At 61.0% G+C, this 25,132-nt stretch carries 18 protein-coding genes; 12 read left to right on the top strand and 6 right to left on the bottom strand.

Annotation, left to right across the window (positions count from 1 at the left end):
• The first annotated feature begins 109 nt into the window (after window positions 1–109).
• Complete coding sequence (gene fepB / locus SPG90_RS01460) at window positions 110–1,069, top strand: Fe2+-enterobactin ABC transporter substrate-binding protein (protein WP_023310705.1); 960 nt, start codon at window positions 110–112, stop codon at window positions 1,067–1,069.
• Between the two features lie 46 nt (window positions 1,070–1,115).
• Here the strand turns inward: fepB and entS are convergent, their stop codons facing one another.
• Window positions 1,116–2,363 carry an enterobactin transporter EntS gene (gene entS / locus SPG90_RS01455; protein WP_045402057.1) on the bottom strand — a complete coding sequence of 416 codons (1,248 nt, stop codon included), beginning with the start codon at window positions 2,361–2,363 and terminating at the stop codon, window positions 1,116–1,118.
• A gap of 108 nt (window positions 2,364–2,471) precedes the next feature.
• Between entS and fepD the strand changes: the two genes are divergently transcribed.
• The 3 genes from fepD to fepC are packed head-to-tail and all read left to right on the top strand — an operon-like array spanning window position 2,472 to window position 5,262.
• Window positions 2,472–3,476, top strand: a complete 1,005-nt coding sequence (fepD, locus tag SPG90_RS01450; protein WP_248195923.1) for a Fe(3+)-siderophore ABC transporter permease — start codon at window positions 2,472–2,474, stop codon at window positions 3,474–3,476.
• A complete protein-coding gene (fepG, locus tag SPG90_RS01445; protein ID WP_072254642.1) occupies window positions 3,476–4,465 on the top strand; it encodes an iron-enterobactin ABC transporter permease in 990 nt (329 codons plus the stop codon). The genes fepD and fepG overlap by 1 nt, the downstream gene beginning before the upstream one ends.
• Window positions 4,462–5,262: an iron-enterobactin ABC transporter ATP-binding protein gene (gene fepC, locus SPG90_RS01440; RefSeq protein WP_045356527.1), complete on the top strand. Its 801-nt coding sequence runs from the start codon at window positions 4,462–4,464 to the stop codon at window positions 5,260–5,262. Before fepG ends, fepC begins: the two co-directional genes overlap by 4 nt.
• Window positions 5,263–5,370: 108 nt before the next feature.
• Here the strand turns inward: fepC and entF are convergent, their stop codons facing one another.
• From entF to fes, 3 genes are read right to left on the bottom strand one after another with little or no spacing between them, the layout of a single operon-like run.
• On the bottom strand, window positions 5,371–9,228 hold the full coding sequence (gene entF, locus SPG90_RS01435) for an enterobactin non-ribosomal peptide synthetase EntF (protein ID WP_126302908.1): 3,858 nt from the start codon (window positions 9,226–9,228) through the stop codon (window positions 5,371–5,373).
• The gene (locus tag SPG90_RS01430; RefSeq protein ID WP_126302909.1) at window positions 9,225–9,437 is read right to left on the bottom strand and encodes an MbtH family protein; all 213 of its coding nucleotides are present in this window, start codon (window positions 9,435–9,437) and stop codon (window positions 9,225–9,227) included. Before SPG90_RS01430 ends, entF begins: the two co-directional genes overlap by 4 nt.
• A 10-nt stretch (window positions 9,438–9,447) precedes the next feature.
• Complete coding sequence (gene fes / locus SPG90_RS01425) at window positions 9,448–10,650, bottom strand: enterochelin esterase (RefSeq protein ID WP_322408152.1); 1,203 nt, start codon at window positions 10,648–10,650, stop codon at window positions 9,448–9,450.
• A 140-nt stretch (window positions 10,651–10,790) separates the two neighbouring features.
• On the opposite strand from fes, the gene SPG90_RS01420 reads away from it, so the two are divergent.
• A complete protein-coding gene (locus SPG90_RS01420) occupies window positions 10,791–13,040 on the top strand; it encodes a TonB-dependent siderophore receptor (protein WP_258756635.1) in 2,250 nt (749 codons plus the stop codon).
• Window positions 13,041–13,149: 109 nt separating this feature from the next.
• Window positions 13,150–13,806 carry an enterobactin synthase subunit EntD gene (gene entD / locus SPG90_RS01415; RefSeq protein ID WP_045402035.1) on the top strand — a complete coding sequence of 219 codons (657 nt, stop codon included), beginning with the start codon at window positions 13,150–13,152 and terminating at the stop codon, window positions 13,804–13,806.
• A 114-nt stretch (window positions 13,807–13,920) separates the two neighbouring features.
• On the opposite strand, the gene betT is transcribed toward entD, so the two are convergent.
• Window positions 13,921–15,954: a choline BCCT transporter BetT gene (betT, locus tag SPG90_RS01410; RefSeq protein WP_029741651.1), complete on the bottom strand. Its 2,034-nt coding sequence runs from the start codon at window positions 15,952–15,954 to the stop codon at window positions 13,921–13,923.
• Window positions 15,955–16,082: 128 nt separating this feature from the next.
• Between betT and betI the strand changes: the two genes are divergently transcribed.
• The 5 genes from betI to SPG90_RS01385 all read left to right on the top strand — a co-directional run bounded on the left by betI (window position 16,083) and on the right by SPG90_RS01385 (window position 22,592).
• Complete coding sequence (betI, locus tag SPG90_RS01405; RefSeq protein ID WP_032662864.1) at window positions 16,083–16,670, top strand: transcriptional regulator BetI; 588 nt, start codon at window positions 16,083–16,085, stop codon at window positions 16,668–16,670.
• Between the two features lie 13 nt (window positions 16,671–16,683).
• The gene (gene betB, locus SPG90_RS01400) at window positions 16,684–18,156 is read left to right on the top strand and encodes a betaine-aldehyde dehydrogenase (protein WP_322407866.1); all 1,473 of its coding nucleotides are present in this window, start codon (window positions 16,684–16,686) and stop codon (window positions 18,154–18,156) included.
• Window positions 18,157–18,169: 13 nt separating this feature from the next.
• Window positions 18,170–19,849, top strand: a complete 1,680-nt coding sequence (gene betA / locus SPG90_RS01395) for a choline dehydrogenase (protein ID WP_047173391.1) — start codon at window positions 18,170–18,172, stop codon at window positions 19,847–19,849.
• 274 nt (window positions 19,850–20,123) lie between these two features.
• A complete protein-coding gene (locus SPG90_RS01390) occupies window positions 20,124–20,864 on the top strand; it encodes an SDR family oxidoreductase (protein WP_322407865.1) in 741 nt (246 codons plus the stop codon).
• A gap of 33 nt (window positions 20,865–20,897) precedes the next feature.
• Window positions 20,898–22,592, top strand: coding sequence for a thiamine pyrophosphate-binding protein (locus tag SPG90_RS01385; RefSeq protein ID WP_322407863.1), 1,695 nt, complete (start codon window positions 20,898–20,900; stop codon window positions 22,590–22,592).
• A 33-nt stretch (window positions 22,593–22,625) separates the two neighbouring features.
• Here SPG90_RS01385 and SPG90_RS01380 read toward each other — a convergent pair whose 3' ends face one another.
• Window positions 22,626–23,324 (bottom strand): GNAT family N-acetyltransferase, encoded by a 699-nt coding sequence (locus SPG90_RS01380; RefSeq protein WP_045402028.1) that lies wholly within the window; start codon window positions 23,322–23,324, stop codon window positions 22,626–22,628.
• 201 nt (window positions 23,325–23,525) lie between these two features.
• Between SPG90_RS01380 and SPG90_RS01375 the strand changes: the two genes are divergently transcribed.
• Window positions 23,526–25,094, top strand: coding sequence for an ABC transporter substrate-binding protein (locus tag SPG90_RS01375; protein WP_322407862.1), 1,569 nt, complete (start codon window positions 23,526–23,528; stop codon window positions 25,092–25,094).
• The last annotated feature ends 38 nt before the right edge of the window (window positions 25,095–25,132 follow it).

The following is a 25,132-nucleotide window of genomic DNA, read 5'->3' as shown; positions in this document are numbered from 1 at the left end:
TTCGCTGTCAACCGTCAGACAAATAACTTGTGCGACAAAAGCTTGCATCCCTTCGCGGCAACCATGAAAATGAGAAGCATTATCTTCAACAAAAACAGGATGTCGCGCTGTGAAATTCCCTGCCCTATTCCGTAATACCCTGCTTTTATCTGGACTTTTTGTTTTAGGACTTGCCTCAGCCGCTGCCGCCGACTGGCCGCGTCAGGTGACCGACAGCCGAGGCGTTCACACGCTTGAGAGCAAACCGACGCGCATTGTCTCCACCAGCGTGACCTTAACCGGCTCCCTGCTGGCGATTGACGCCCCGGTCGTCGCCAGCGGCGCCACCACGCCGAACAACCGCGTGGCGGATGCGCAGGGCTTTTTGCGCCAGTGGGGTGATATTGCGAAACAGCGCAAGGTTGCACGGCTGTACATCGGCGAGCCGAGCGCCGAAGCGGTCGCCGCCCAGATGCCGGATCTGATTTTGATCAGCGCTACCGGCGGGGATTCCGCACTGGCGCTGTACGATCAGCTCTCAGCTATCGCGCCGACGCTTATCATCAACTACGACGACAAAAGCTGGCAGGCACTGCTGACCCTACTGGGCACCATTACCGGGCAGGAAAAACAGGCCGTAGAGCGCATTGCCGCCTTTGATAAACAGCTCGCGCAGGTGAAAGAGCAGATGAAGCTGCCGCCGCAGCCTGTCAACGCCATCGTCTATACCGCCGCCGCGCACAGCGCCAACCTGTGGACTGCGGAATCGGCGCAGGGCAAGCTGCTGCACCAGCTGGGCTTTACGCTGGCGGAGCTGCCCGCCGGACTGCACACCTCAAAAAGCCAGGGCAAACGCCACGACATCATTCAGTTGGGAGGGGAAAACCTGGCGACGGGGCTGAACGGCGAAGGGCTGTTTGTGTTTGCCGGCGACCAGAAAGACGTGGATGCGATTTACGCCAACCCGCTGCTGGCGCATTTGCCGTCGGTGAAAAACAAACGGGTCTGGGCATTGGGAACGGAGACGTTCCGCCTGGATTATTACAGCGCGATGTTGGTGTTAGACCGATTGAATGCATTGTTTAAGTAGGCATTTCCCCTCCCTCTCCCTGTGGGAGAGGGCCAGGGTGAGGGCATCAGGCCGCCCCGTCGTTCAACACAACCTCCTGCCTGAACCGCCGCAACTCCACCAGCGCCACTAACAAAATCCCGCCAACCATCGCTAACGCAAACCCGCCGCAGCTCGCCGAGGCCACCGGGGTCATCATCGCGCCCAGCCCGCCGAGGATCGCCGCGCCAATCGCATCACCCGTCACGTTCTGCGCCGTCCACAGGCCGTTAATGCGCCCGAGCATCCCTTCCGGCGTCTGGGTCTGGATCAGGGTGTACTGCAGCAGCGAGCTGATGGCGCTCAGCCAGCCGAAAATCACCAGACACAGCACCCCGAGAGCCCACACCGGCATCAGGCTGAAGAAGCCGATGGCGATAAACGAGGCCAGCGTGGCAAGCAGCATAATCAACCCCGGACGCGCGCTCTGCGCCAGGTTGCCGCTGGTCAGCGCCCCGCACGCCGCGCCGAGCGGAATGGCGGCGTACAGTAGACCAATCTCCGAGGCGCTCATCTGCCACGCTCCCGCTAATGCCGGGTAGAGCACGCGCACGGCGCTCGCCATGGTCAGCAGGCCGCCGAGCAGCGCAATCCCGCCAATCAGCGGGTTGCTGAACAGGAAACGAATCGCGACCATCAGCGATTTCAGCGGATGCTCGCGCGGCTGCGGCGGAGGCGGCAGCAGCGGCAGACGCAGCAGCGTCAGCGTGGTGATAAAGGTTCCCGCCGCCGCCAGCCCGTAGTTCCACGCCACGTTGCCGGTCGCCAGCAGCAGGCCGCCCACCATCGGCGAAATCACCGAGCCCAGACGCACGGTGAGCATGGTAATCGCCCCCGCCTGCATCAGGTTCTCGCGCCCGACCAGCGCGGGCGTTGCCGCAAGAAGCGCCGTCACGCCCAGCGAGGCGAAGAAACCGTCCCACAGCCCCAGCGCGTAAATCGCAATCAGCGACGGCTCCGGCAGCATCGCGTTCAGACACAGCCCGATAAAGCCCACGCCGCAGGTGCCGCGCGCCAGCAGGATCAGCTTTTTACGCTCGTAGCGGTCCGCCAGCACGCCGCCGACCATCAGGCCGATGAACATCGCCCCGCCGGTTAAGGTGACGGATAACCCCACCAGCCAGCTGGAGTGCGTCAGGGTCTGGATCTGTACCGGCACGGCGACGCCGAGCAGCCCGAGGGACAAAATGGAGATAAAGCGAGCGATAAAAACGGCGCGATACGCCGGGTGCGTTTTCAGCAGGCTGAGGTTGAGCAGCCAGGATTTTTGATTCATGACAAAGCCTTGAGTCTATTTCTACCCTTTCCATGGGCGCACATGCTAACATAGCCAAATAAGATAGATAACGATAATCACTATCATTATCAAATCATGGATGTTGCTATGTCGTTTTCCTCTTCTGCGGTGCGCGCCGTTGCCGTGCCCGTTTTACTGCTGCTCCTGAGCCTTGCGGCTGCACTCAGCCTGCTGGTCGGCGCGAAGCCGCTGCCCGCGTCCGTTATCGTTGATGCGCTCTCCGGCACCTGCCAGAGCGCCGACTGCGTCATCGTGCTCGACGCCCGACTGCCCCGCACGCTTGCCGGACTGCTGGCCGGTGGCGCGCTGGGCCTTGCCGGTGCCCTGATGCAAACCCTCACCCGTAACCCGCTGGCGGACCCCGGCATTCTCGGCGTTAACTCCGGCGCCAGCTTTGCCATCGTGCTCGGCGCGGCGCTGTTCGGGTTGACCTCACCCTCTGAACAGCTGGTGATGGCCTTCTGCGGCGCGCTGGCCGCCTCGCTGGTCGTCGCCTTTACCGGCAGCCAGGGCGGCGGGCAGCTGAGCCCGGTACGCCTGACCCTTGCGGGCGTAGCGCTCGCGGCGGTGCTGGAGGGCTTGTCCAACGGCATAGCCCTGCTCAACCCGGACGTCTACGACCAGCTGCGCTTCTGGCAGGCCGGCTCGCTGGATATCCGCACCCTCGACACGCTTAAAGTGGTGGCGATCCCGGTCATTATCGCTGCCGCCGTGGCGCTGTTTTTAAGCCGGTCGCTCAACAGCCTGAGCCTCGGCAGCGACACCGCGACCGTCCTCGGCAACCGCGTGGCGCGCACGCAGCTGATTGGTCTGTTCGCCATCACCGTACTGTGCGGCAGCGCGACCGCCGTGGTCGGCCCGATCGCCTTTATCGGCCTGATGATGCCGCACATGGCGCGCTGGCTGGTGGGGGCGGATCACCGCTGGTCGCTGCCGGTGACGCTGCTGGCGACCCCTGCCCTGCTGCTGTTTGCCGACGTGCTGGGCCGCCTGCTGGTGCCCGGCGAGCTGCGCGTCTCGGTGGTCAGCGCCTTTATCGGCGCGCCGGTGCTGATCTTCCTGGTTCGCCGTAAACGCGGAGGTGGCGCATGATGGCCCCGTCCCGTCGTTTACTGACCAGCGTCTCGCTGCTGCTTATCGCCATTCTGCTGCTGGCGGTCTGGAGCCTGCGCAGCGGCGCGGTGACGCTCGACTTTACTCAGGTCTTCAACGCCCTGCTCGGCATCGCGCCGCGTAACATCACCATGGTGGTGACGGAGTGGCGACTGCCGCGCGTGGCGATGGCGATTCTGGTCGGTGCGGCGCTCGGCGTGAGCGGCGCAATATTCCAGTCGCTGATGCGCAACCCGCTGGGCAGCCCGGACGTGATGGGCCTCAACACCGGCGCCTGGAGCGGCGTGCTGGTGGCGATGGTGCTGTTCGGGCAACATCTGACGGCCATTACCTTTACGGCGATGGCGGGCGGCATTCTGACCTCGCTGCTTATCTGGGCCCTGGCCTGGCGCAACGGCATTGACACCTTCCGGCTGATCATTATCGGGATCGGCATCCGCGCGATGCTGATGGCGTTTAACACCTGGCTTTTGTTGCAGGCTTCTCTGGAAACCGCACTCTCCGCCGGGCTGTGGTATGCAGGCTCCCTCAACGGCCTGACGTGGGGCAAAATCTGGCCCGCCGCGCCGCTGATTTTGCTGATGTTTATCGGCGCGCTGCTGCTGGTGCGCCGTATGCGTCTGCTGGAGATGGGCGACGATAGCGCCTGCGCGCTGGGCGTGGGCGTCGAACGCTCGCGCCTGATGCTGATGCTGGTCGCCGTACTGCTGACCGCCGCCTCCACCGCGATTGCCGGGCCAATCTCGTTTATCGCCCTCGTAGCGCCGCACATCGCCCGGCGACTTAGCGGCACGGCGCGCTGGGGATTAACCCAGGCGGCGCTGTGCGGCGCGCTGCTGCTACTGGCCGCCGATCTCTGCGCCCAGCGGCTGTTTATGCCTTATCAACTGCCGGTGGGCGTGGTGACCGTCAGTCTCGGCGGAATTTACCTCATCGTCTTGCTCGTTCAGGAGTCACGCAGGAAATGACAGACACAACCACCCGCTTGCGCGGCGAAAACCTCACCCTCGGCTACGGCAAAAAAATCATTGCCCGTGACTTATCCGTTGCCATTCCGGACGGCCACTTCACGGCCATTATCGGCCCGAACGGCTGCGGAAAATCGACCCTGCTGCGCACGCTGAGCCGCCTGATGACGCCGGCTGAAGGCAGCGTGTTTCTTGACGGGGAGCAGATCCAGCGCTTCGCCAGCAAGGAGGTGGCCAGACGCATCGGTCTGCTGGCGCAAAACGCCACCACGCCGGGCGACATCACGGTGCAGGAGCTGGTCTCGCGCGGACGCTATCCGCACCAGCCGCTATTTACCCGCTGGCGTAAAGAGGATGACGAGGCGGTGAACCGCGCGATGCAGGCGACGGGTATTACCGGGCTCGCCCAGCAGAGCGTGGACACCCTCTCCGGCGGACAGCGTCAGCGCGCGTGGATCGCGATGGTGCTGGCGCAGGAAACGTCGATCATGCTGCTGGACGAGCCGACGACCTGGCTCGACATCAGCCATCAGATTGACCTGCTGGAGCTGCTGAGCGAGCTGAACCGCACGCAGGGGTATACCCTGGCGGCGGTGCTGCACGACTTAAACCAGGCGTGCCGCTACGCCACGCATTTGATTGCGCTTCGCGACGGTGAGATCGTGGCGCAGGGCGCGCCGAAAGAGATTGTGACGCCGGAGCTGATCGAGCGGATCTACGGCATGCGCTGCATGATTATTGACGATCCGGTGGCGGGTACGCCGCTGGTGGTGCCGCTGGGCAAGCGTGCGGTCTGATGCCCTCACCCCGACCCTCTCCCACAGGGAGAGGGAGCAAACCTAACAAACATCAACCACGGATCCGTAGGCCGGGTAAGGCGCAGCCGCCACCCGGCGCTTTTGACGTTATCCCAGTATCTCCCTCAACACCGGCCCTATCTTCTCAAACGCCTGCGGTGAAATGATATCCACGTGGGCGCAGTCCTGGCTGTACACCTCAAGCTCCGCCACCCACGGCGCCCAGGCGACCTGCGGATCCATCGTTCGCGTCCGCTCGGCGACGAACAGCGTCGCTTTGCCATCAAAGCGCGCGCTGTGCGCCGTGGTGAGCAGCCGCACCGCGTCGGCGTAGTTGCCCTCTATAGCGTTAAACAGCTCGCTGGAGCCCTGTCCCTGCTGGGCAGCAATAAACGCCTGACGCTCGCGCTCGATCTCCGCCAGCACTTCCGGGTCAAGGCCGTTGGCCTCTTTCTCCGACCAGTTCTGGGTTTCCGGCGGCCAGGTGTCCAGCAGGCCGAGGAAGGCCACCGCTTCTCCCTGCTCGCGCAGACGGGAGGCAATACCCTGCGCCAGCGTGCCGCCGAGGGAATAGCCGAACAGATAATATGGCCCCCGCAGCTGCTGCTTACGCAACGTATTAAGATGATGCTCAATGACCCCATCCAGATCAGCGCACTGCTGCATCGGACCGTCCGGACGCGGCGACTGAATGCCGACAATGGACCAGCGCGGGCTGAGGTAGCGCGCCAGGACGCTAAACTGCCAGGCAAAGCCGGACGCCGGGTGGAAGCAGAACAGCGTCGGCCCGTCGCTTTCGCGCAGCGGCAGAAGGGTTTCATACCCCAGACGCTGCGCCTGCTCGTCGCTCATCTGCGAGTCCAGCAGCGCGCTGAGCTTGCTCACCGAGGAGGCGACCATAATCTGCCCCGGCGTAACCTTGCGCTCGAACGCGCGGCTAAGCTGCGCCGCCAGGCGCATCGCCAGCAGCGAGTGTCCGCCGAGGGCAAAGAAGTCGGTCTCAATGTCGTTGACCTCGCAGCCCAGCAGCGCGGAAAATGCCTGCGCGACGGCGATTTCGGATTCGCTTTCCGGCACGCGGCCAGAGGTTTTACTCGTCAACTCCGGCAGCGGCAGCGCCTTGCGATCCAGCTTGCCGTTCGCGCTGAGCGGCAGCGCGCTGATTTGCAGCAGCACCACCGGCACCATGTGCGGCGGCAGCTGGGCTTTGAGCGACGCAAGCAGCGCGTCGCGGTCCAGCGGTAAGCCGGATTCGGAGACGACGTATCCCACCAGCTGGCGGGCATCCCCGCCGGTGGCCGCCGCCTGGTTGAACACGCAGGCGTGGGCGACGGCCTGGGCCACGTCCGGCAGCGACAGCATCGCCCGGTCGATTTCGCCCAGCTCGATGCGCTGGCCGCGAATTTTTAACTGGTCATCGCTGCGGCCGAGATATTCCACCGCGCCGTTGTCCAGCCAGCGGGCAACGTCGCCGGTGCGGTACATCCGCTCGCCGGGGGCAAACGGGTCGGCAATAAAGCGGCTGGCGGTGAGGTCCGGACGTCCCAGATACCCCTGCGCCAGCTGAATGCCGGTGAGATACAGATCGCCCGCCACGCCGAACGGCACCGGGTGCATCATCGCGTCCAGAATGCGCAGTCCCGTATTCCACACCGGGAAGCCGATCGGCACGCTGTTGCCCTCAACCGCCGCCAGCTCGGGGCCATACGCCGGATACCAGCTGACGTCCACCGCCGCTTCGGTTGGGCCATACAGGTTGTGCAGCGGCGCATGGGTGAGCTGCTCCCACTCGCGGCACAGCTCGGTCGGCAGCGCTTCGCCGCTGCAGAACACCTGCTTAAGCGTTCTGCAGCAGTCGACGTTTTCCGGCGTCAGCGAGTCGACAAACGCCGCCAGCATCGACGGCACGAAGTGGGTGGTGGTCACGCCGTGCCGTGCGAAGAAGCTCTGCATCGCCTGCGGATCTCGGTGCGCGTCCGGCTCTGCCATCACCAGCTTCGCCCCGGCGATAAAGGGCCACCAGAACTCCCATACCGACACGTCAAAGCTGCACGGCGTTTTCTGCGCCACCACGTCCGTCGCGTCCAGCGGGTAGTGGTCCTGCATCCACTTCAGGCGGTTAACGATGGCGGTATGGCCGACCATGACCCCTTTTGGACGCCCGGTCGAGCCGGAGGTAAAGATGATGTAGGCCGTCTGCTCCGGCTTGGCCAGCCGCAGCGGTTCAGCACCCGCGGCCGGTAACAGTGTGTTGTAACTAAACGTCTCGACGGACAGATCGCTAAATCGCGGAAGCTGTTCGTCAGTGGTAATAAGCAGGGACGGCTTCGCGTCCTCGAGCATCATCCGCAGACGATCGTCCGGGTAGCCGGTATCCAGTGGCAGCCACGCGGCACCAGCCTCGACGATGCCGTGCAGCGCCAGCGTCAGGAACACCGAGCGCGGCAGAGCCACCGCCACGCTGTCGCCCGGCTTCACGCCGCGCTCGCGCAGCAGGTTTGCCAGCGCGATGACCTGCTCGCGCATCTGGCGATAGTTCAGCTCAACGCGCGCATCCGCCAGCGCCGGGGCGTCCGGCGTTTTGCTCGCCTGCTCCGCCACCAGATCCGCCAGCGTGGTGGCCGGCAGCGCCAGCCCGGTATCGTTGATGCGCGCAAGCATCTGGTATTCCTGCTCTGAAACGGTTTCCACCTCGCCGCAGCGCAGGTCCGGGTTGGCCGCAAACTGCATCAGCATCGCGTTCAGGCGCGCAACGTGACGCGTCAGCGTCGCCTCGTCGTAGCGCTGCTTACTGGCGAGGATCTCAATGCTCAGCCCACCCTGCTCGTCCGGGAACAGCGCCAGCTCGAGATCGTTTACCGGGCCGGTCGCCAGCGTGTGGGTGATGGCCTCCACGCCGTCGATATCCAGCTGATAATCAAACACCTTCACGTTCAGCACCGGGCCAAACAGGGCTTCGTCGCCTGCGGCACGCCCGCTGTCGCGCACGATCTGCTCGGCGTCGTAGCGCTGGTGGCGGCGCATTTTTTTCAGCTGGTTGGCCAGGCGCAGCGCCAGCTCCGGCAGGCTCTCCTGCGGGTTGATATTCACCGCCAGCGGCAGGACGTTGAGCACCGGCCCGGTCGCGGTCAGCGCGGCGGAGCCCATTCGTCGCATAAAGATAAACCCGGCGGCGTAGTCCAGCCGTCCGGTCAGGCGCCCCAGCCACAGCGCCACCAGCGCAAGGGCCAGATCGGTACGCTGCGCCTGTCCTGCCGCCTGCGCAAGCTGGCTGAAGGCGCGACCGTCGGCAGCGATTTTCAGGCGCAGGATATCGGTAGTAGCGGCGCGTCCCGGCAGCGGTGCGGAAGAGAGCGAGACCGGAGAAGGAAGCTGCCTGCGCTGCTCGGCCCAGAAAGCGCCGTCGCGCTGATACGCCTCGCTGTCGCGATAGTGCTGATACTCCTCCACCACTTCGGCAAATGGCGTAAACGGGGAGTCAGGAGTCGGTTCATCCTTTTTCCACGCGGCGTAAATCGCGGCGATCTGGCGGGTAATGGCCGGGAAGCTGAAGCCATCCACCACCAGATGGTGATAGCGCTGATACCAGTACCAGTGGCTTTCCCCCACCTGAATCAGCTGGTGAAACGCCAGCGGCTGACCGCTGTCGACGCGCAGGTTCTGGCGGAGATCGGCCTCCATCAGCGCCACGGCAGCGTCGTGAGAGGTAACGCGAACGATGGACGGCTCCGGCAGAATGAGGGTGTCATCCACCCACTGCCACACCTCGCCGTTATCCTCGGCAAAACGCATTCGCAGGGTATCGGCCTGCATCATGCCCTCAGCGATGGCTTTTGCCAGCAATGGCGCGTCGATATCGCCTTTCAGCTCGGTGTAGTGCGCCACGCTCCAGGCGTTTGGCAGGTAGGACAGCTGTTCCGCCATCCAGATACCCGGCTGGGCGGCGACGAGAGGAAGCCGTTTCATGCGCTCCCCTCCGCAAAATGGGACGGTTCAAGCGTGCGCCAGTTCCCGGCGAGCCACTGCTGGCACGCCTCCTGAGACTGGGCCTCGCACACCACGCGCCACCCCGCCGACAGTTCGCACTGCTGCGGCCACAGGCTGTACTGCCCACGGTCGTTTTGCAAAATGGCGAACTGTCCCTGCGGATTATCGAAAGGATTGCTGAATTCCATACAGACTCCGTTATTGAATAAGCGGCTGCCAGAGGGTCATTAGCCCCTGCGTCAGCCCACCGCGCCAGCAAAGCGCGTCGTGTCCGCCGTCAACCTGACGCCAGTAAACCTGCTGCGCGCGGAGTTCGGCGTAAATCGCCTGGTTCGCGCGGAAGATAAGCGGCTCGTTACGCCCGGCCTCAAGGATGATGCGCAGCCCGCGTGCGGTTTTTTCACCCGCTTTAAGCTGTTCGATGAGCAGCCCGTCCTGCTGCCCGCCGCGGTGCGGCCACCAGTAGGATCCGGACTGGCTGAGGATGCAGCCAAAGCGCTGCGGCCAGTTGAGGCCAGCATAAAGCGAAGAGAGGCCGCCAAAGCTCTGGCCCGCGACCACGGTACGGTCGGCGCGGTCGCTGAAGGACGCGAGCTGTTTTACATGAGGGAGAAGTTCTTCCTGCACCGCCAGCCAGAAATCGCGGTTACAGGGCAATTCGCGGCTGCGATGTTCCATGTCGATCGCGTCAATTAATACGTAGACCGCAGGGGGCAGTTGGCGCCCGGTGGTGAGCGACGCCAGCGCAGGCCAGACGGGCATACTTTCGGCCCAGAACTGCCCGTCGAGCAGCACCGCCAGCGGGCGCTCGGGGCCGTCATCCCCGGTGGTGAAAATCCAGACGCGACGGCGGTTTTTCAGGCGCGCGCTTTCCCATTCAATGCAGATCGGCGCCTTGAAGGGCGTTTTGGGCTGATTCCAGCCGGGCTGAACGGGCGCGTCCGGCATCTCAAGCGCCGAGACGGCATGACCGCGCCCGCCGCGCCAGCTCTGCGGATTCAGCGGGTCGGAAACCGCGTGCGGCAGCAGCCTGCGCCAGCCTTCGCGCAGCGCCATGCGGTCCGGCTGCTGACCTTCAAACACGGTATCGGCAAAATCGTTTTCATTTACGGAGGGGATAAAACAGTAGCTGCCGCGCCATTCCGGGCTGAACTCGCCCTGCCACTGCCAGACGTCGGTATCCGGAATGCGTTCAAGAGATTGCGGGCGGGCATTCTGATGATGGTCGGTCACGCCGGTAACGTAGAGCCAGACGCGTTTGACCGATGAGGTTTTCTGCGTGCCTGCCGGATCCCGCCACCAGAAGGTGACGCGACAGTTCTCCTTCAGACGTTCCCATTCAGGTCCGTTTTTCGACTGCCACCACGCTTCACTTCCGGTTGTTAACGTCGTCACCATTATAACCCCATGTTTAACAGACTTTTTTGTTTCAGAGCAAATTTTATTGATAATATTATTGATAACTATTTGCATTTGCAATAGCGTAATGCCCGCGCTGTGGGAAGCGCGCTCATTAAATAACCATAAAAGCGGGACGTACAATGAATAAGAAGATTCACTCTCTGGCCTTGCTGGTCAATTTAGGGATTTATGGTGTCGCTCTGCCCGCCGTGGCAGACGACAACACCGCCTCTGCGCAGCACGAAGACACTATGGTGATCACCGCCGCCGAGCAGAATTTACAGGCGCCGGGCGTGTCGACCATCACCGCCGACGAGATCCGCAAAAACCCGCCCGCGCGCGACGTGGCGGAAATCATCCGCACCATGCCGGGCGTTAACCTCACCGGGAACTCCACCAGCGGCCAGCGTGGAAACAACCGTCAGATTGACATTCGCGGCATGGGGCCGGAAAACACCCTGATCCTGATCGACGGCAAGCCGGTCACCAGCCGCAACTCTATTCGTCTGGGCTGGCGCGGCGAGCGTGACACCCGCGGCGATACCGGCTGGGTGCCGCCGGAGATGATCGAGCGCATCGAAGTGATCCGCGGTCCGGCCGCCGCGCGCTACGGCAACGGCGCGGCAGGCGGCGTGGTGAACATCATCACCAAAAAATTCGACGACCAGTGGCACGGCTCCTGGAACACCTACCTGAACGCGCCAGAGCACAAGGACGAAGGTTCCACCAAACGCACCAACTTCAGCCTGAGCGGCCCGCTGGGCGGCGACTTCAGCTTCCGCATGTTCGGTAACCTGGACAAAACCCAGGCCGACGCGTGGGACATCAACCAGGGTCACCAGTCTGACCGAACCGGTGCCTACGCCGACACGCTGCCCGCGGGCCGTGAAGGGGTGGAAAATAAAGACATCAACGGCGTGGTGCGCTGGGACTTTGCGCCGATGCAGTCTCTGGAATTTGAGGCGGGCTACAGCCGCCAGAACAACCTCTACGCCGGTGATACCCAGAATACCAACAACGACAACAGCTCCAGCGGTCTGGTGAAAAAGAACTACGGCAAAGAGACCAACCGTATCTATCGCCAGAACTTCGCGGTAACCTGGAACGGCGGCTGGGATAACGGCATTACCACCAGCAACTGGGCGCAGTACGAGCACACCCGCAACTCCCGTCTGGGCGAAGGGCTGGCGGGCGGTCTGGAAGGCCTGTTCAACAGTAATAAATTCACCGACACCGATCTGGCCGACGTGATGCTGCACAGTGAAATCAACCTGCCGATTGATTTCCTCGTTAACCAGAACCTGACGCTCGGCACCGAGTGGAACCAGCAGCGCATGAAGGACTCGACCTCCTTCACCCAAACCCAGCAGGGCGGCACCATTCCGGGCATGAGCAACGACCGCAGCCCGTACACCTCGGCGGAGATTTTCTCCCTGTTCGCCGAAAACAACATGGAGCTGACCGACAGCACCATGCTGACCCCTGCCCTGCGCTTCGACCACCACACTATCGTCGGCAACAACTGGAGCCCATCCCTGAACCTGTCGCAGGGTCTGGGGGATGACTTCACGCTGAAGATGGGGATCGCCCGCGCCTATAAGGCGCCGAGCCTGTACCAGACCAACCCGAACTACCTGCTCTACAGCAAAGGCCAGGGCTGCTACGCCAGCTCCGACGGCGTGGGCTGCTACATGATGGGTAACGACGACCTGAAGGCCGAAACCAGCATCAACAAAGAGATTGGCCTGGAGTGGAAACACGACGGCTGGCTGGCGGGCGTCACCTGGTTCCGCAACGACTACCGCGACAAGATTGAAGCGGGCTACGCGCCGATTGGCCAGACTTCTTCCGGTAAAGTGCAGACGGATATCTACCAGTGGGAAAACGTACCGAAAGCGGTGGTCGAAGGGCTGGAAGGCTCCCTGAACGTGCCGGTCAGCGACACGATCAACTGGACCAACAACATCACCTACATGCTGCAGAGCAAGAACAAGGAGACCGGCGATCGTCTGTCGATTATTCCGGAGTACACGCTGAACTCGACCCTGAGCTGGCAGGTGCATCAGGACGTGTCGCTCCAGTCGACCTTCACCTGGTACGGCAAGCAGCAGCCGAAGAAGTACAACTACAAAGGTCAGCCGGTAACCGGGTCTGAGAAAGACGAAGTCAGCCCGTACAGCATCGTTGGCCTGAGCGCGACCTGGGATATGACCAAAAACGTTAGTCTGACCGGCGGCGTGGATAACGTCTTCGACAAACGCCAGTGGCGCGCGGGTAATGCCCAGACGACCGGAAATGCCACCACCGGTGCGTATATGTACGGTGCGGGAGCGTATACGTATAATGAGCCGGGCCGTACCTGGTACATGAGCGTGAATACGCGATTCTAAGGTAAAAACAAAACGGCAACCCAGTTGCCGTTTTTAGTGTTTGCCCCCTCTCCCCATGGGAGAGGGCCGGGGTGAGGGCATCAGGCCGCACAATTCTGAAGGGAAAAACATGCACACAACCCACACCACGTTCATTCTTGCCGGCCACACCGTCCACCACGTCACCTTCGCCCCCACCACCTTCACCGATGCCGATCTCCTCTGGCTCCCCCACCACGCAGAGCTTTCAAACGCCGGAAGCAAACGCAAAGCTGAGCATCTGGCAGGCCGCATCGCCGCCGCGCATGCGCTCGGTGCGATACATGAACGCGCGATCCCCGGCATCGGCCCCAGCGGCGAACCGCTCTGGCCGAAAGGGGTTTCGGGGAGCATTACCCACAGCGGCACGCAGGCGATGGCGGTTGTCGTCCCTCATCCAGATGCGCTCGTAGGTATTGATTGCGAAGCCATTCTTCCAGACCACGAAGCCCGCGAAATCCAGGACGGCATCATTGATGCGCAGGAGGCGATATGCCTGACGCACTCGTGCTACCCCTTTGCGCTGGCGCTGACGCTCGCTTTTAGCGCCAAAGAGAGTTTGTTTAAAGCCCTCTTCCCGAAGGTAAATACTTACATGGGGTTTGAGTGGGCGAGAGTCACTGAGTTATCGGAAAAAACAATCACGCTGGCGCATTCGCACCCTGCTGGAGACTATCCTGAAGGTAAACGCTTCAACCTCGTCTGGCAGCATAATGATGGGAACGTGTGGACGCTGCTAAAAGTCTGATGGCGCTGCGCTTATCAGGCCTACGGTAAACCGATTTTGTAGGCCGGGTAAGGCATCGCCGCCACCCGGCTTGAGGGCGACGGCGATGCGTTTATAGGTTATTCAGCTCAAATCTCAAACATCCGGGAACATCACGCTATTCCCCGGCGCTTCCCTGTGCAGATGGATAAAGTTCAGGTGCCGTTCATACTGGTCCAGAATGTCCGTAATCACCTGCTCCTTGCTGTAGTCCATCAAATCATTCCCCTGGCTCCCTTCCAGCAGGAAGGTCTCAAGCCGGTAGTAGGTCGATTTCCCGCTGCGCGCCCGGTAGGTAAACCCGGGTACTGAATACTGCTGCGGCCAGATCTGATAAACAAAGTTCTGCTCGTCGCCCATATGCACCAGCAGATCCAGGTGCCCCAGGGTCTCTCCCTCCTCCGGCGGCAGGTTTTTCAGCTCCACGTAGGCGCCACGCAGCTTCAGCTCCTGCGCAACCTCTTCCATTGCCGGGAAGCAGACCGTCTCCATCATCTGTTTGGTGTAGCGCGTGCCCGGATAGTTCATCAGGCGCGAGAGGCGTTTCTTCCAGCTCAGCCTGTCCTGCGCGCCCATCGGACGCGGCGCGGTGTCGCGACTCGCGCTGACGCGGCGGTAGTCTTCCACCTTGAGCGATTTATACAGCCCGGCCATCACGAAGAAGATGACGAAGCTGAACGGCAGGCCCATGATCACCGTGGTGTTCTGCAACGCCGAAATGCCGTTGGTCATCAGCATGCCGAGCGTCAGCAGGCCGATGGCGACGGACCAGAAGATGCGCAGCCAGTTCGGCGCGTCGCTGTTGATGTCCTTCAGCTTCGAGGTGAAGTTGCCCAGCACCAGCGCGCCGGAATCTGCCGAGGTGACGTAGAACAGCAGGCCGGTGATGGTCGCCACGGAGGCGCTAAAGGTAAACGCCGGGTACTGCGCCAGCAGGCTGTAGAAGCCGCGCTCCGGGTGCGCCATCGCTTCCTGCGCGAAGGTTGCATTGCCGTGGATGATCTCATGCAGCGCGCTGTTGCCGAAAATCGACAGCCACAGCAGGGTAAAGGTGAACGGGATAATCAGCGTGCCCATCACGAACTGGCGGATGGTGCGGCCACGCGAAATACGCGCCAGAAACAGGCCGACAAACGGCGACCACGCCACCCACCACGCCCAGAAGAACAGCGTCCAGTTGTTCATCCACTCTACCGGGCGGTCGAAGGCGAAGCTGTTCAGCGTCATGCCCATAAAGCGGTTTACGTAGTCGCCCACGTTGAGCACTAAGGCATTGAGCAGGAACGAGGTATCGCCCATAAACAGCACGAACAGGATCAGGCCCAGCGCCAGCGCCACGTTCAGCTCGGAGAGCACGCGGATGCCTTTATCGACGCCCGACGTCACCGAGATGGTGGCGATAATGACGGAGAGCGCAATCAGCGCCGCTTTGGCCGCCATCGAATCCGGGATATCAAACAGCACGCTCAGCCCGTAGTTGAGCTGCACCACGCCAATCCCGAGGGTCGTCGCGATACCAAAGATGGTGCCGATCACCGCCGCAATATCGACGCTGTGGCCAATCGGGCCGTTAATCTTTTTACCGAAGATCGGGTACAGCGCGGAGCGGATGGTGAGAGGTAAATTATAACGATAGCTAAAGTATCCGAGCGCCATGCCCATCAGGGCGTACATCGACCAGCCCGTCAGGCCGTAGTGGAACAGCGTCCAGACCATCGCCTGGCGCGCGGCCTCCATCGTCTGCCCTGCCCCTTCCGGCGGCTGCATATACTGCGTAACCGGTTCCGCCACGGAGAAGAACATCAGGTCGATGCCGATGCCCGCGGCAAACAGCATCGCGGCCCAGCTCAGCAGGCTGAACTCGGGCTTGGACTGCTCAGGCCCGAGCTTCACCGAGCCGAAGCGCGAGCAGGCAATGCAGACCACGAAGACGATATAGAGCGTCGCGGCCAGCAGATAGTACCAGCCGAATGTCTTCGACACCCAGTTCAGGGTGCGCCCAATCCACTCGGCAGAAAAATCACGAAAGAAGATCGTCGTCAGGGAAAACAACAAAATCAGCCCGGCGGAAGTATAAAAAACGACCGGGTTGATTTTGTCTTTTTCTCTGTCTTGTGAAAGGTCTGTCATCCAGTATCCCCACTGTTTTTGTAACTATTGAAATCCAAATCCGCAACAATTAAGACACATTTTATATTGAACGTCCAATCAAAAACCGCTTTAATGTATTACCAACGCTGATGAATGGAGTGGCAAAAATGCCCAAAGTGGGGATGCAGCCGATCCGGCGCAGGCAGCTTATCGACGCCACGCTGGAAGCAATAAATGAAGTGGGAATGCATGACGCGACGATCGCGCAGATCGCCCGTCGGGCGGGCGTTTCCACGGGGATCATCAGTCACTACTTCAAAGACAAAAACGGTCTGCTGGAAGCGACCATGCGCGACATCACCGGCCAGCTGCGCGACGCGGTTTTGAGCCGCTTACGCGCCCTGCCGGACGGCAGCGCGGAGCAGCGCCTGCAGGCAATTGTCGGCGGCAATTTTGATGAAACCCAGACCAGCGGCGCGGCAATGAAGGCCTGGCTGGCCTTCTGGGCGAGCAGCATGCACCAGCCGATGCTCTACCGCCTGCAGCAGGTGAGCAGCCGTCGCTTGTTGTCAAACCTGGTGTACGAGTTCCGCCGTGAGCTGCCGCGCGAACAGGCCGAAGAGGCGGGCTACGGCCTGGCGGCGCTGATCGACGGGCTGTGGCTACGCGCCGCGCTGAGCGGCAAGCCGCTGGATAAGACCCTGGCGCAGTCGCTCACCAGCCACTTCATCAGCCAGCATTTACCGACCGAATAACCGAGGAGAATTTATGTCCCGAATGGCAGAACAGCAGCTTTATATCAATGGTGGTTATACCTCCGCCACCAGCGGTCACACCTTCGAGACCATCAACCCGGCCAACGGTGAAGTTCTGGCGAGCGTACAGGCCGCCGGGAGAGAAGACGTCGATCGCGCCGTGGAAAGCGCAATACGCGGGCAAAAAATCTGGGCGGCGATGACCGCCATGGAGCGCTCGCGCGTTCTGCGTCGCGCCGTCGATATCCTGCGCGAGCGCAACGATGAGCTGGCGAAGCTGGAAACCCTCGATACCGGTAAAGCGTATTCCGAAACCTCAACCGTCGATATCGTCACCGGCGCGGACGTGCTGGAGTACTACGCGGGGCTGATCCCGGCGCTGGAAGGCAGCCAGATCCCGCTGCGTGAGACCTCGTTCGTCTACACCCGCCGCGAGCCGCTGGGCGTGGTGGCGGGTATCGGCGCGTGGAACTACCCGATCCAGATCGCCCTGTGGAAATCCGCCCCGGCGCTGGCGGCGGGCAACGCAATGATCTTCAAGCCGAGCGAAGTGACGCCGCTCACCGCCCTGAAGCTCGCAGAAATCTACACCGAAGCGGGCGTTCCGGACGGCGTGTTTAACGTCCTGCCGGGCGTGGGCGCGGAGACCGGCCAGTACCTGACCGAGCATCCGGGCATCGCGAAAGTCTCCTTCACCGGCGGCGTTGCCAGCGGCAAAAAGGTGATGGCCAACTCGGCGGCCTCGTCCCTGAAAGAGGTGACGATGGAGCTGGGCGGTAAATCCCCGCTGATTATTTTCGACGACGCCGATCTGGATCTCGCGGCAGACATCGCCATGATGGCGAACTTCTTCAGCTCCGGCCAGGTGTGCACCAACGGCACCCGCGTGTTCGTGCCCGCGAAATTCAAGGTCGCGTTTGAGCAGAAAATCGTCGAGCGCGTGGGCCGCATCCGCGCGGGCGATCTGTTCGACGAACGCACCAACTTCGGCCCGATGGTCAGCTTCCCGCACCGCGACAGCGTGCTGCGCTACATCGCCAAAGGCAAAGAGGAAGGCGCGCGCGTGCTGTGCGGCGGCGACGTGCTGAAGGGCGAAGGCTTCGACAACGGCGCGTGGGTTGCCCCGACCGTGTTCACCGACTGCACCGACGAGATGACCATCGTGCGCGAAGAGATCTTCGGCCCGGTGATGTCCATCCTCACCTATGAAAGTGAAGAAGAAGCGCTCCGCCGCGCCAACGACACCGACTACGGTCTGGCGGCGGGCATCGTCACTGCCGACCTGAACCGCGCGCACGGCGCCATTCATCAGCTCGAAGCGGGCATCTGCTGGATCAACACCTGGGGTGAATCCGCCGCAGAAATGCCGGTCGGCGGCTACAAACACTCCGGCATTGGCCGCGAGAACGGCGTGATGACGCTGCAGAGCTACACCCAGGTGAAGTCCATCCAGGTTGAGATGGGTAAATTCCAGTCCATATTTTAACCGGGAGGTTTATTTGCAATTTGACTACATCATTATCGGGGCCGGCTCTGCCGGCAACGTGCTGGCAACGCGACTGACTGAAGATCCGAACACCACCGTCCTGCTGCTTGAGGCGGGCGGGCCGGACTACCGCTTTGACTTCCGCACCCAAATGCCCGCCGCGCTGGCGTTTCCGCTGCAGGGCAAGCGCTACAACTGGGCGTATGAAACCGAGCCAGAGCCTTACATGAACAACCGCCGCATGGAGTGCGGACGCGGCAAAGGGCTGGGCGGCTCGTCGCTGATCAACGGCATGTGCTACATCCGCGGTAACGCGATGGATCTCGACAACTGGGCCAAAGAATCTGGCCTTGAGCACTGGAGCTACCTCAACTGCCTGCCCTACTACCGCAAGGCAGAGACGCGCGACGTGGGGCCGAACGACTATCACGGCGGCGACGGTCCGGTGAGCGTTACTACCTCGAAACCGGGCGTGAACCCGTTGTTCGAGGCGATGGTGGAGGCGGGCGTGCAGGCGGGCTATCCGCGCACCGACGATCTCAACGGCTACCAGCAGGAAGGCTTCGGCCCGATGGACCGCACGGTCACGCCGCAGGGCCGACGCGCCAGCACCGCGCGCGGCTATCTGGACCAGGCTAAAAAGCGCCCGAACCTGACCATCCGCACTCACGCCATGACCGATCATATTATTTTTGACGGCAAGCGCGCGGCGGGCGTCGAGTGGCTGGAGGGCGAAAGCACCATCCCGTCCAGAGCGACGGCGAATAAAGAGGTACTGCTGTGTGCAGGCGCGATTGCCTCCCCGCAGATCCTCCAGCGCTCCGGCGTGGGCAGCGCGGAGCTGCTGAAGCAGTTCGATATCCCGCTGGTGCACGACCTGCCCGGCGTGGGCGAAAACCTGCAGGATCACCTGGAGATGTACCTCCAGTACGAATGCAAAGAGCCGGTCTCCCTCTACCCTGCCCTGCAGTGGTGGAACCAGCCGAAGATTGGCGCCGAGTGGCTGTTTGGCGGCACCGGCGTGGGCGCGAGCAACCACTTCGAAGCGGGCGGTTTTATCCGCAGCCGCGAAGAGTTCGAATGGCCGAACATTCAGTACCACTTCCTGCCGGTAGCGATTAACTACAACGGCTCGAACGCGGTAAAAGAGCACGGCTTCCAGTGCCACGTTGGCTCCATGCGCTCCCCGAGCCGCGGCCACGTGCGCATCAAGTCCCGCGATCCGCACCAGCATCCGGCGATCCTGTTCAACTATATGTCTCACGAGCAGGACTGGCAGGAGTTCCGCGACGCTATCCGCATCACCCGCGAGATCATGCACCAGCCCGCGCTGGACAAATATCGCGGTCGCGAAATCAGCCCGGGTATCGAATGCCAGACCGACGAGCAGCTGGACGAGTTCGTGCGCAACCACGCGGAAACCGCCTTCCACCCGTGCGGCACCTGCAAGATGGGCTATGACGAGATGGCTGTGGTCGACGGCGAAGGCCGCGTTCACGGGCTGGAAGGGCTGCGCGTGGTGGATGCGTCGATCATGCCGCAGATCATCACCGGCAACCTGAACGCCACCACTATTATGATTGGCGAAAAAATTGCCGACGCCATTCGCGGGCGCGAGCCGCTGGCGAAGAGCACGGCGGCGTATTATGTGGCGAACGGGGCGCCGGTTCGTCAGGCACGACAGAAAGTCTAAAATCCTGCCCTCTCCTTAAAAGGAGAGGGTTTTCAATACTTCCCTTCATTACGATAATATTTTTTCGCCAGCTATAAGAAATAAATATTAGCCTGCAATTATTTTGTTTATTTAAAAGTCGATTGACACTGTTCCCGCAACTCAACTATGTTTAATCGAATGTCGCTCCACCTGAAATATACAATATATTCAAACCTGAAATTAAAGATATTCTTATTATTCTTTAATTTGTCCCTGCCTTTATTTTTGCATCACACAACAGTGAGATAAGATCATGAATAATAGTTCAAACAAAGTTATTGTTATCACCGGTGCCAGCAGCGGTATTGGTGAGGCCATTGCCCTTCATCTGGCAAATAAACCTTTTTCTCTGGTGCTGGTTGCCCGTCGTCTGGAGAGAATTAACGCCCTGGTGGATCGCATTATTCAGCAGGGGGGCCAGGCGATTGCCGTGAAGGCAGACGTGACCCGACAGGAGGAGGTTCAGCGCGCGATTGACGCTGCCGTTGCCGCATACCAGCGCGTCGACGTGCTGATCAACAACGCGGGCTTTATGGCGATTGCCCCCCTCAGCGAGCTGAAAACCGACGAGTGGGACCGGATGATCGATACCAATGTCAAAGGCGTGCTGTACGGTATCGCAGCGGCATTCCCGGTATTCCAGCGACAGGGGAGCGGACACTTTATTAACGTAGCCTCCGTGGCGGGTATCAAGGTCCTTGCCCCCGGCGGCGTGGTGTACAGCGCCACGAAATTCGCCGTCCGCGCCCTGAGTGAAGGCTTACGTCAGGAAGCGGGGAAAACCGTTCGGACGACCCTTATTTCCCCCGGCGCCGTTGAAAGCGAGCTGCAGTTTGGCAGCTCTGATGCCCCGAGCAAACAGTTCCTGCATGAATTTTATAAGCAGGCTATTCCGGCAGAGTCGATTGCCAGAGCCGTATTATTTGCTATCGAACAGCCTGGCGACGTTGATGTAAATGAAATAATTGTCCGTCCTACGCAGGAAGAATTTTAGCATGAGTTAAATAAAGCTGAATGAGGTGTCATTATGATTAAATCATTAACGTCCATATCAGATTTAAATATGCGATCGGGTGCCGACATTCTCCTTGAAGTGCTGGAGAGTGAAGGTGTGGAATATATTTTTGGCAACCCCGGCACCACCGAACTCCCGCTCATTGATGCCCTTCTTCGCCATGAAAATATTCACTATATTCTGGCACTCCAGGAGAGCAGCGTGGTCGCCATTGCCGACGGCTACGCGAAAGCCTCCGGCAAGACCGGTTTTATCAATTTGCATACCGCCAGCGGTCTTGGGCACTGCATGGGGAATCTCATTAATTCGCGGATCATGAAAACGCCGCTGGTTGTCACCGTCGGGCAGCAGGATACCCGGCACTACGTGCGCGACCCGCTCCTGTACGATGACATTGTCTCCATTGGCTCGCCGGTGGTGAAATGGGCGCAGGAGGTCACCAGCGCCGATCAGCTCCCGGTTCTTGTGCGCCGGGCCTTTCATGCCGCCAGCTACCCCCCCGCGGGTCCGGTGCTGCTATCCCTGCCAATGAACGTGATGGAAGAGCTCAGCGACGCCGGGATACAAACGGCCTCTAAAGTGAACTACCACACCGTGGCGGGCTCGCTGGACGAACTGGCGCAGGCGCTCAGCGAAGTTACCCCCGGCAGGATCATGATTGTGGCGGGGGATGAAGTTCACTCCAGCGGCTCGACGCAGGAGATTGTCCAGCTTGCTGAAGCGCTAGGCGCCCACGTCTACGGCTCCTCCTGGCCGTTGAATTTGCCCTTCCCCACGCAGCACGCGCTCTGGCGAGGCAATATGCCCACCACCGCAAATGAAATCGCCAGCGTCGTTAATGCCTACGATGCGGTGTTTATCATCGGCGGCAGAAGCCTGATTACCATTTTGTATAGCGAGGGCGAGGCCATTCCGGAAACCTGCGCGGTGTATCAGCTCTCGGCGGATATGAACGAACTTGGCCGCACCTACGCCACCCGCCTCTCGGTGATGGGGGATATAAAACTCTCCCTGAAGGAACTGCTGCCGAAGCTTGAGCAGCGCCGGGTGGCAAGCAAATTGACGCATCAGCGGCTGCTCAAAGCGGCACGCGCTGAACGTGAAAAAGAGTGGCAACTGCAGGAAGAGCGTCTGGCAGCCGAGCGGCTGCGCCCGGCGATTTCGCCGATGGTCGCGGCCTACGAGGTGATAAAGTCCGTTCCGCCGGGCACCACGATTGTCGACGAGGCGATAGCAACGGCCAGACACGTTCGCCGGTTTATCTCCGACCAGCAGCACCCGCGCTACTACTTTATGCGCGGCGGCGGTCTGGGCTGGGGAATGCCTGCAGCAGTAGGGCACTCGCTGGGGCTGGGACGCGAGCCGGTAGTGTGTCTGGTTGGCGACGGCGCCTCCCTGTACTCGCCGCAGGCGCTCTGGACGGCGGCGCACGAAAATCTGCCCGTCACCTTTATCGTGATGAATAACCTGGAGTACAACATCCTGAAAAACTTCATGAAGGGACAGCCGGGCTACAGTTCGACAAAGCTGGGTCGCTTTATCGGGATGGATCTGATTAACCCGCGAATTGATTTCCAGTCGCTGGGCGCCGCGATGGGTATCCGCTGCTGCCGGGTGACCCAGGCCGCGGATATCGCCACGGCGGTGACGCAGGGGCTACAGTCCGGAAAAACCAATTTGATCGAAATTGCCATTTCCGCAGATTGATCGACCGTTTCAGATGTACCCTACATTAAACACTTATAACCGAAACGCCTCAAGCCGCTTAATCTGCCGCCCTTCCCCGTCAAAATTCTCCGCCGCCAGCCAGGCGCGCAGCTCGGCGTCTCTTTGCGGCCACTCGCCGTCAATAATAGAAAGCATATCGCTGTCGCGGTTGCGCCCTTTGCGCACCAGCTTCTGGCGCAGGCGTCCTTCCCAGACAAACCCCAGCCGCTCCGCCGCGCTGCGCGACGCAATGTTCATGGAATCGCACTTCCACTCGACGCGCCGGTAGCCGTGCTCAAACGCATTTTTCAGCAGCAGCCACACCGTTTCGGTGCCCATCCGGGTTCCTTTCATCCTGCGCGACCAGGTCACGTGACCAATTTCCACCGACCCCAGCAGCCGCTCGTTAGCCATATAGCTCACCAGCCCCACCGAGCGTTCGGTGCGTAAATCAATGACGGCAAACGGCACCAGCTCATCGTCCATCACCTTAGCCACGATCCAGTGGGCGGTGGCTTCCACGCTCGCTGGCTGCGTGCTGGCAAGCCACGTCCAGTCGCTGTCGTCGCCCAGCGCGTAGGCCTCATAGAGATCGGCCGCGTGGCGATCGGCATCCAGCGGCTCCAGGCGGCAATACTGGCCGAACAGCGGCGTGCGGGTTAATACGCGCGCGCCTCTCCAGTCCGGAACGATATCGTTAACGGTTTGACCATGTTGATTGATTTCGGGCACGGCGGTGACTCCCTGAAAGGTAAGGAGTTTGTTATAGCAGGTTAAAAAGCGGGCGAAAAGCAGCGTATTTTAATAGCCCGAGCGCATGCGATATTCCCGCAAGATATAAGCAAAGCTGAATTTCGACTTTGCGGAATGTCAGAGTCGACCTAACGTAGCGGAGCATAAAACAATCACAATATATTCTTCTCAGGGATCGCTATGACGAAAAAACTGTTGCCGTTACTGGTGCTGGCTGCGCTCTCAGGCGTTGTCCACGCCGCTACTCCGCCCAACACGCTGGTTGTTGCCCAGGGGCTGGATGACATCGTGAGCCTCGACCCGGCCGAAGCCAACGAGCTTTCCAGCATCCAGACCGTGCCGAGTCTGTATCAGCGTCTGGTACAGCCGGACCGCGATAACCCGGAAAAAATCACCCCGATTCTGGCAGAAAGCTGGGAAGCGGACGCGGCAGCAAAAACGCTGACGATCAAACTTAAGCCCGATGCCAGATTCGCCTCCGGCAACCCGCTGCGCCCGGAAGACGTGATTTTCTCTTACACCCGCGCCGTGACGCTGAACAAATCCCCGGCCTTTATTCTGAACGTGCTGGGCTGGGACGCGAGCAACATCGCCAGCCAGCTGAAAAAGGTGGACGACCATACCCTCCAGCTTCACTGGACGGCGGACGTTAGCCCGTCGGTGGCGCTGAATATTCTCTCCACGCCGATTGCCTCCATCGTCGATGAAAAGCAGGTTGCGGCAAACGTGAAGGATAACGACTTCGGCAACGCCTGGCTGAAAATGCACTCCGCGGGCAGCGGCGCGTTCAAAATGCGCGTCTATCAGCCGCATCAGGCCATCGTGCTGGAAGCTAACGAATCGGCACCCGGCGGCGCGCCGAAGCTCAAAAGCATCATCATTAAAAACGTCCCCGATCCGGCCTCACGCCGCCTGCTGATCCAGCAGGGTGATGCGGACGTGGCGCGCGATCTCGGAGCAGATCAGATAAGCGCCCTGGACGGCAAGCCGGGCGTTAAGGTGCTGAGCATTCCGTCCGCCGAGCAAAATTACCTGGTGTTTAACACCGGCAACAGCGCCAACCCGCTGCTGAACAACCCGGCGTTCTGGGAAGCCTCGCGCTGGCTGGTCGATTATGAAGGCATCACCAAAAATCTGCTGAAAGGCCAGTACTTTGTTCATCAGAGCTTCCTGCCGGTCGGCCTGCCGGGCGCGCTGGAAGACAACCCGTTTAAGTTTGACCCGGCAAAAGCGAAAGCCATTCTCGCCAAAGCGGGTATTAAAGACGCGCACTTCACGCTGGACGTGGAGAACAAGCCGCCGTTTATCACCATCGCCCAGTCGATGCAGGCGAGCTTTGCTCAGGGTGGCGTGAAGGTCGATCTGCTGCCTGCCGCCGGGAGCCAGGTCTATGCCCGCGTGCGCGCAAAGCAGCATCAGGCGGCGATTCGTCTGTGGATCCCGGACTACTTCGACGCGCACTCTAACGCCAGCGCCTTCGCGTGGAACGACGGTAAATCCAGCACCGTGGCCGGGCTGAACGGCTGGAAAATCCCGGAGCTGAACAAAGCCACGCTGGCGGCGGTAGCCGAGCCGGATCCGGCGAAGCGTCTGGATCTGTACAAGAAGATGCAGGAGCAGCTGCAGCAGAGCTCGCCGTACGTGTTCGTCGATCAGGGCAAAACCCAGATCGTGGTGCGCGATAACCTGAAGGGGTATCAGCAGGGGCTGAACGCGGATATGGTCTGGTACGACCGCGTCACGAAGTAGCCCTTCTCCTTCTCCCGTGGGATAGGGTTGGGGTGAGG

Source organism: Enterobacter sp. D2 (assembly GCF_034427575.1).
GTDB classification, from domain to species: domain Bacteria; phylum Pseudomonadota; class Gammaproteobacteria; order Enterobacterales; family Enterobacteriaceae; genus Enterobacter; species Enterobacter cloacae_M.
This window is presented reverse-complemented; position numbering and strand designations above follow the sequence as displayed.

Bases quoted from the DNA above. Each gene is read 5' to 3' on its own strand.
- entS (WP_045402057.1), bottom strand. From the start codon at position 2,363: ATGAATCAAAAATCCTGGCTGCTCAACCTCAGCCTGCTGAAAACGCAC.
- fepD (WP_248195923.1), top strand. From the start codon at position 2,472: ATGTCGTTTTCCTCTTCTGCGGTGCGCGCCGTTGCCGTGCCCGTTTTA.
- fepG (WP_072254642.1), top strand. From the start codon at position 3,476: ATGGCCCCGTCCCGTCGTTTACTGACCAGCGTCTCGCTGCTGCTTATC.
- fepC (WP_045356527.1), top strand. From the start codon at position 4,462: ATGACAGACACAACCACCCGCTTGCGCGGCGAAAACCTCACCCTCGGC.
- entF (WP_126302908.1), bottom strand. From the start codon at position 9,228: ATGAAACGGCTTCCTCTCGTCGCCGCCCAGCCGGGTATCTGGATGGCG.
- SPG90_RS01430 (WP_126302909.1), bottom strand. From the start codon at position 9,437: ATGGAATTCAGCAATCCTTTCGATAATCCGCAGGGACAGTTCGCCATT.
- SPG90_RS01420 (WP_258756635.1), top strand. From the start codon at position 10,791: ATGAATAAGAAGATTCACTCTCTGGCCTTGCTGGTCAATTTAGGGATT.
- entD (WP_045402035.1), top strand. From the start codon at position 13,150: ATGCACACAACCCACACCACGTTCATTCTTGCCGGCCACACCGTCCAC.
- betT (WP_029741651.1), bottom strand. From the start codon at position 15,954: ATGACAGACCTTTCACAAGACAGAGAAAAAGACAAAATCAACCCGGTC.
- betI (WP_032662864.1), top strand. From the start codon at position 16,083: ATGCCCAAAGTGGGGATGCAGCCGATCCGGCGCAGGCAGCTTATCGAC.
- betB (WP_322407866.1), top strand. From the start codon at position 16,684: ATGTCCCGAATGGCAGAACAGCAGCTTTATATCAATGGTGGTTATACC.
- SPG90_RS01390 (WP_322407865.1), top strand. From the start codon at position 20,124: ATGAATAATAGTTCAAACAAAGTTATTGTTATCACCGGTGCCAGCAGC.
- SPG90_RS01385 (WP_322407863.1), top strand. From the start codon at position 20,898: ATGATTAAATCATTAACGTCCATATCAGATTTAAATATGCGATCGGGT.
- SPG90_RS01375 (WP_322407862.1), top strand. From the start codon at position 23,526: ATGACGAAAAAACTGTTGCCGTTACTGGTGCTGGCTGCGCTCTCAGGC.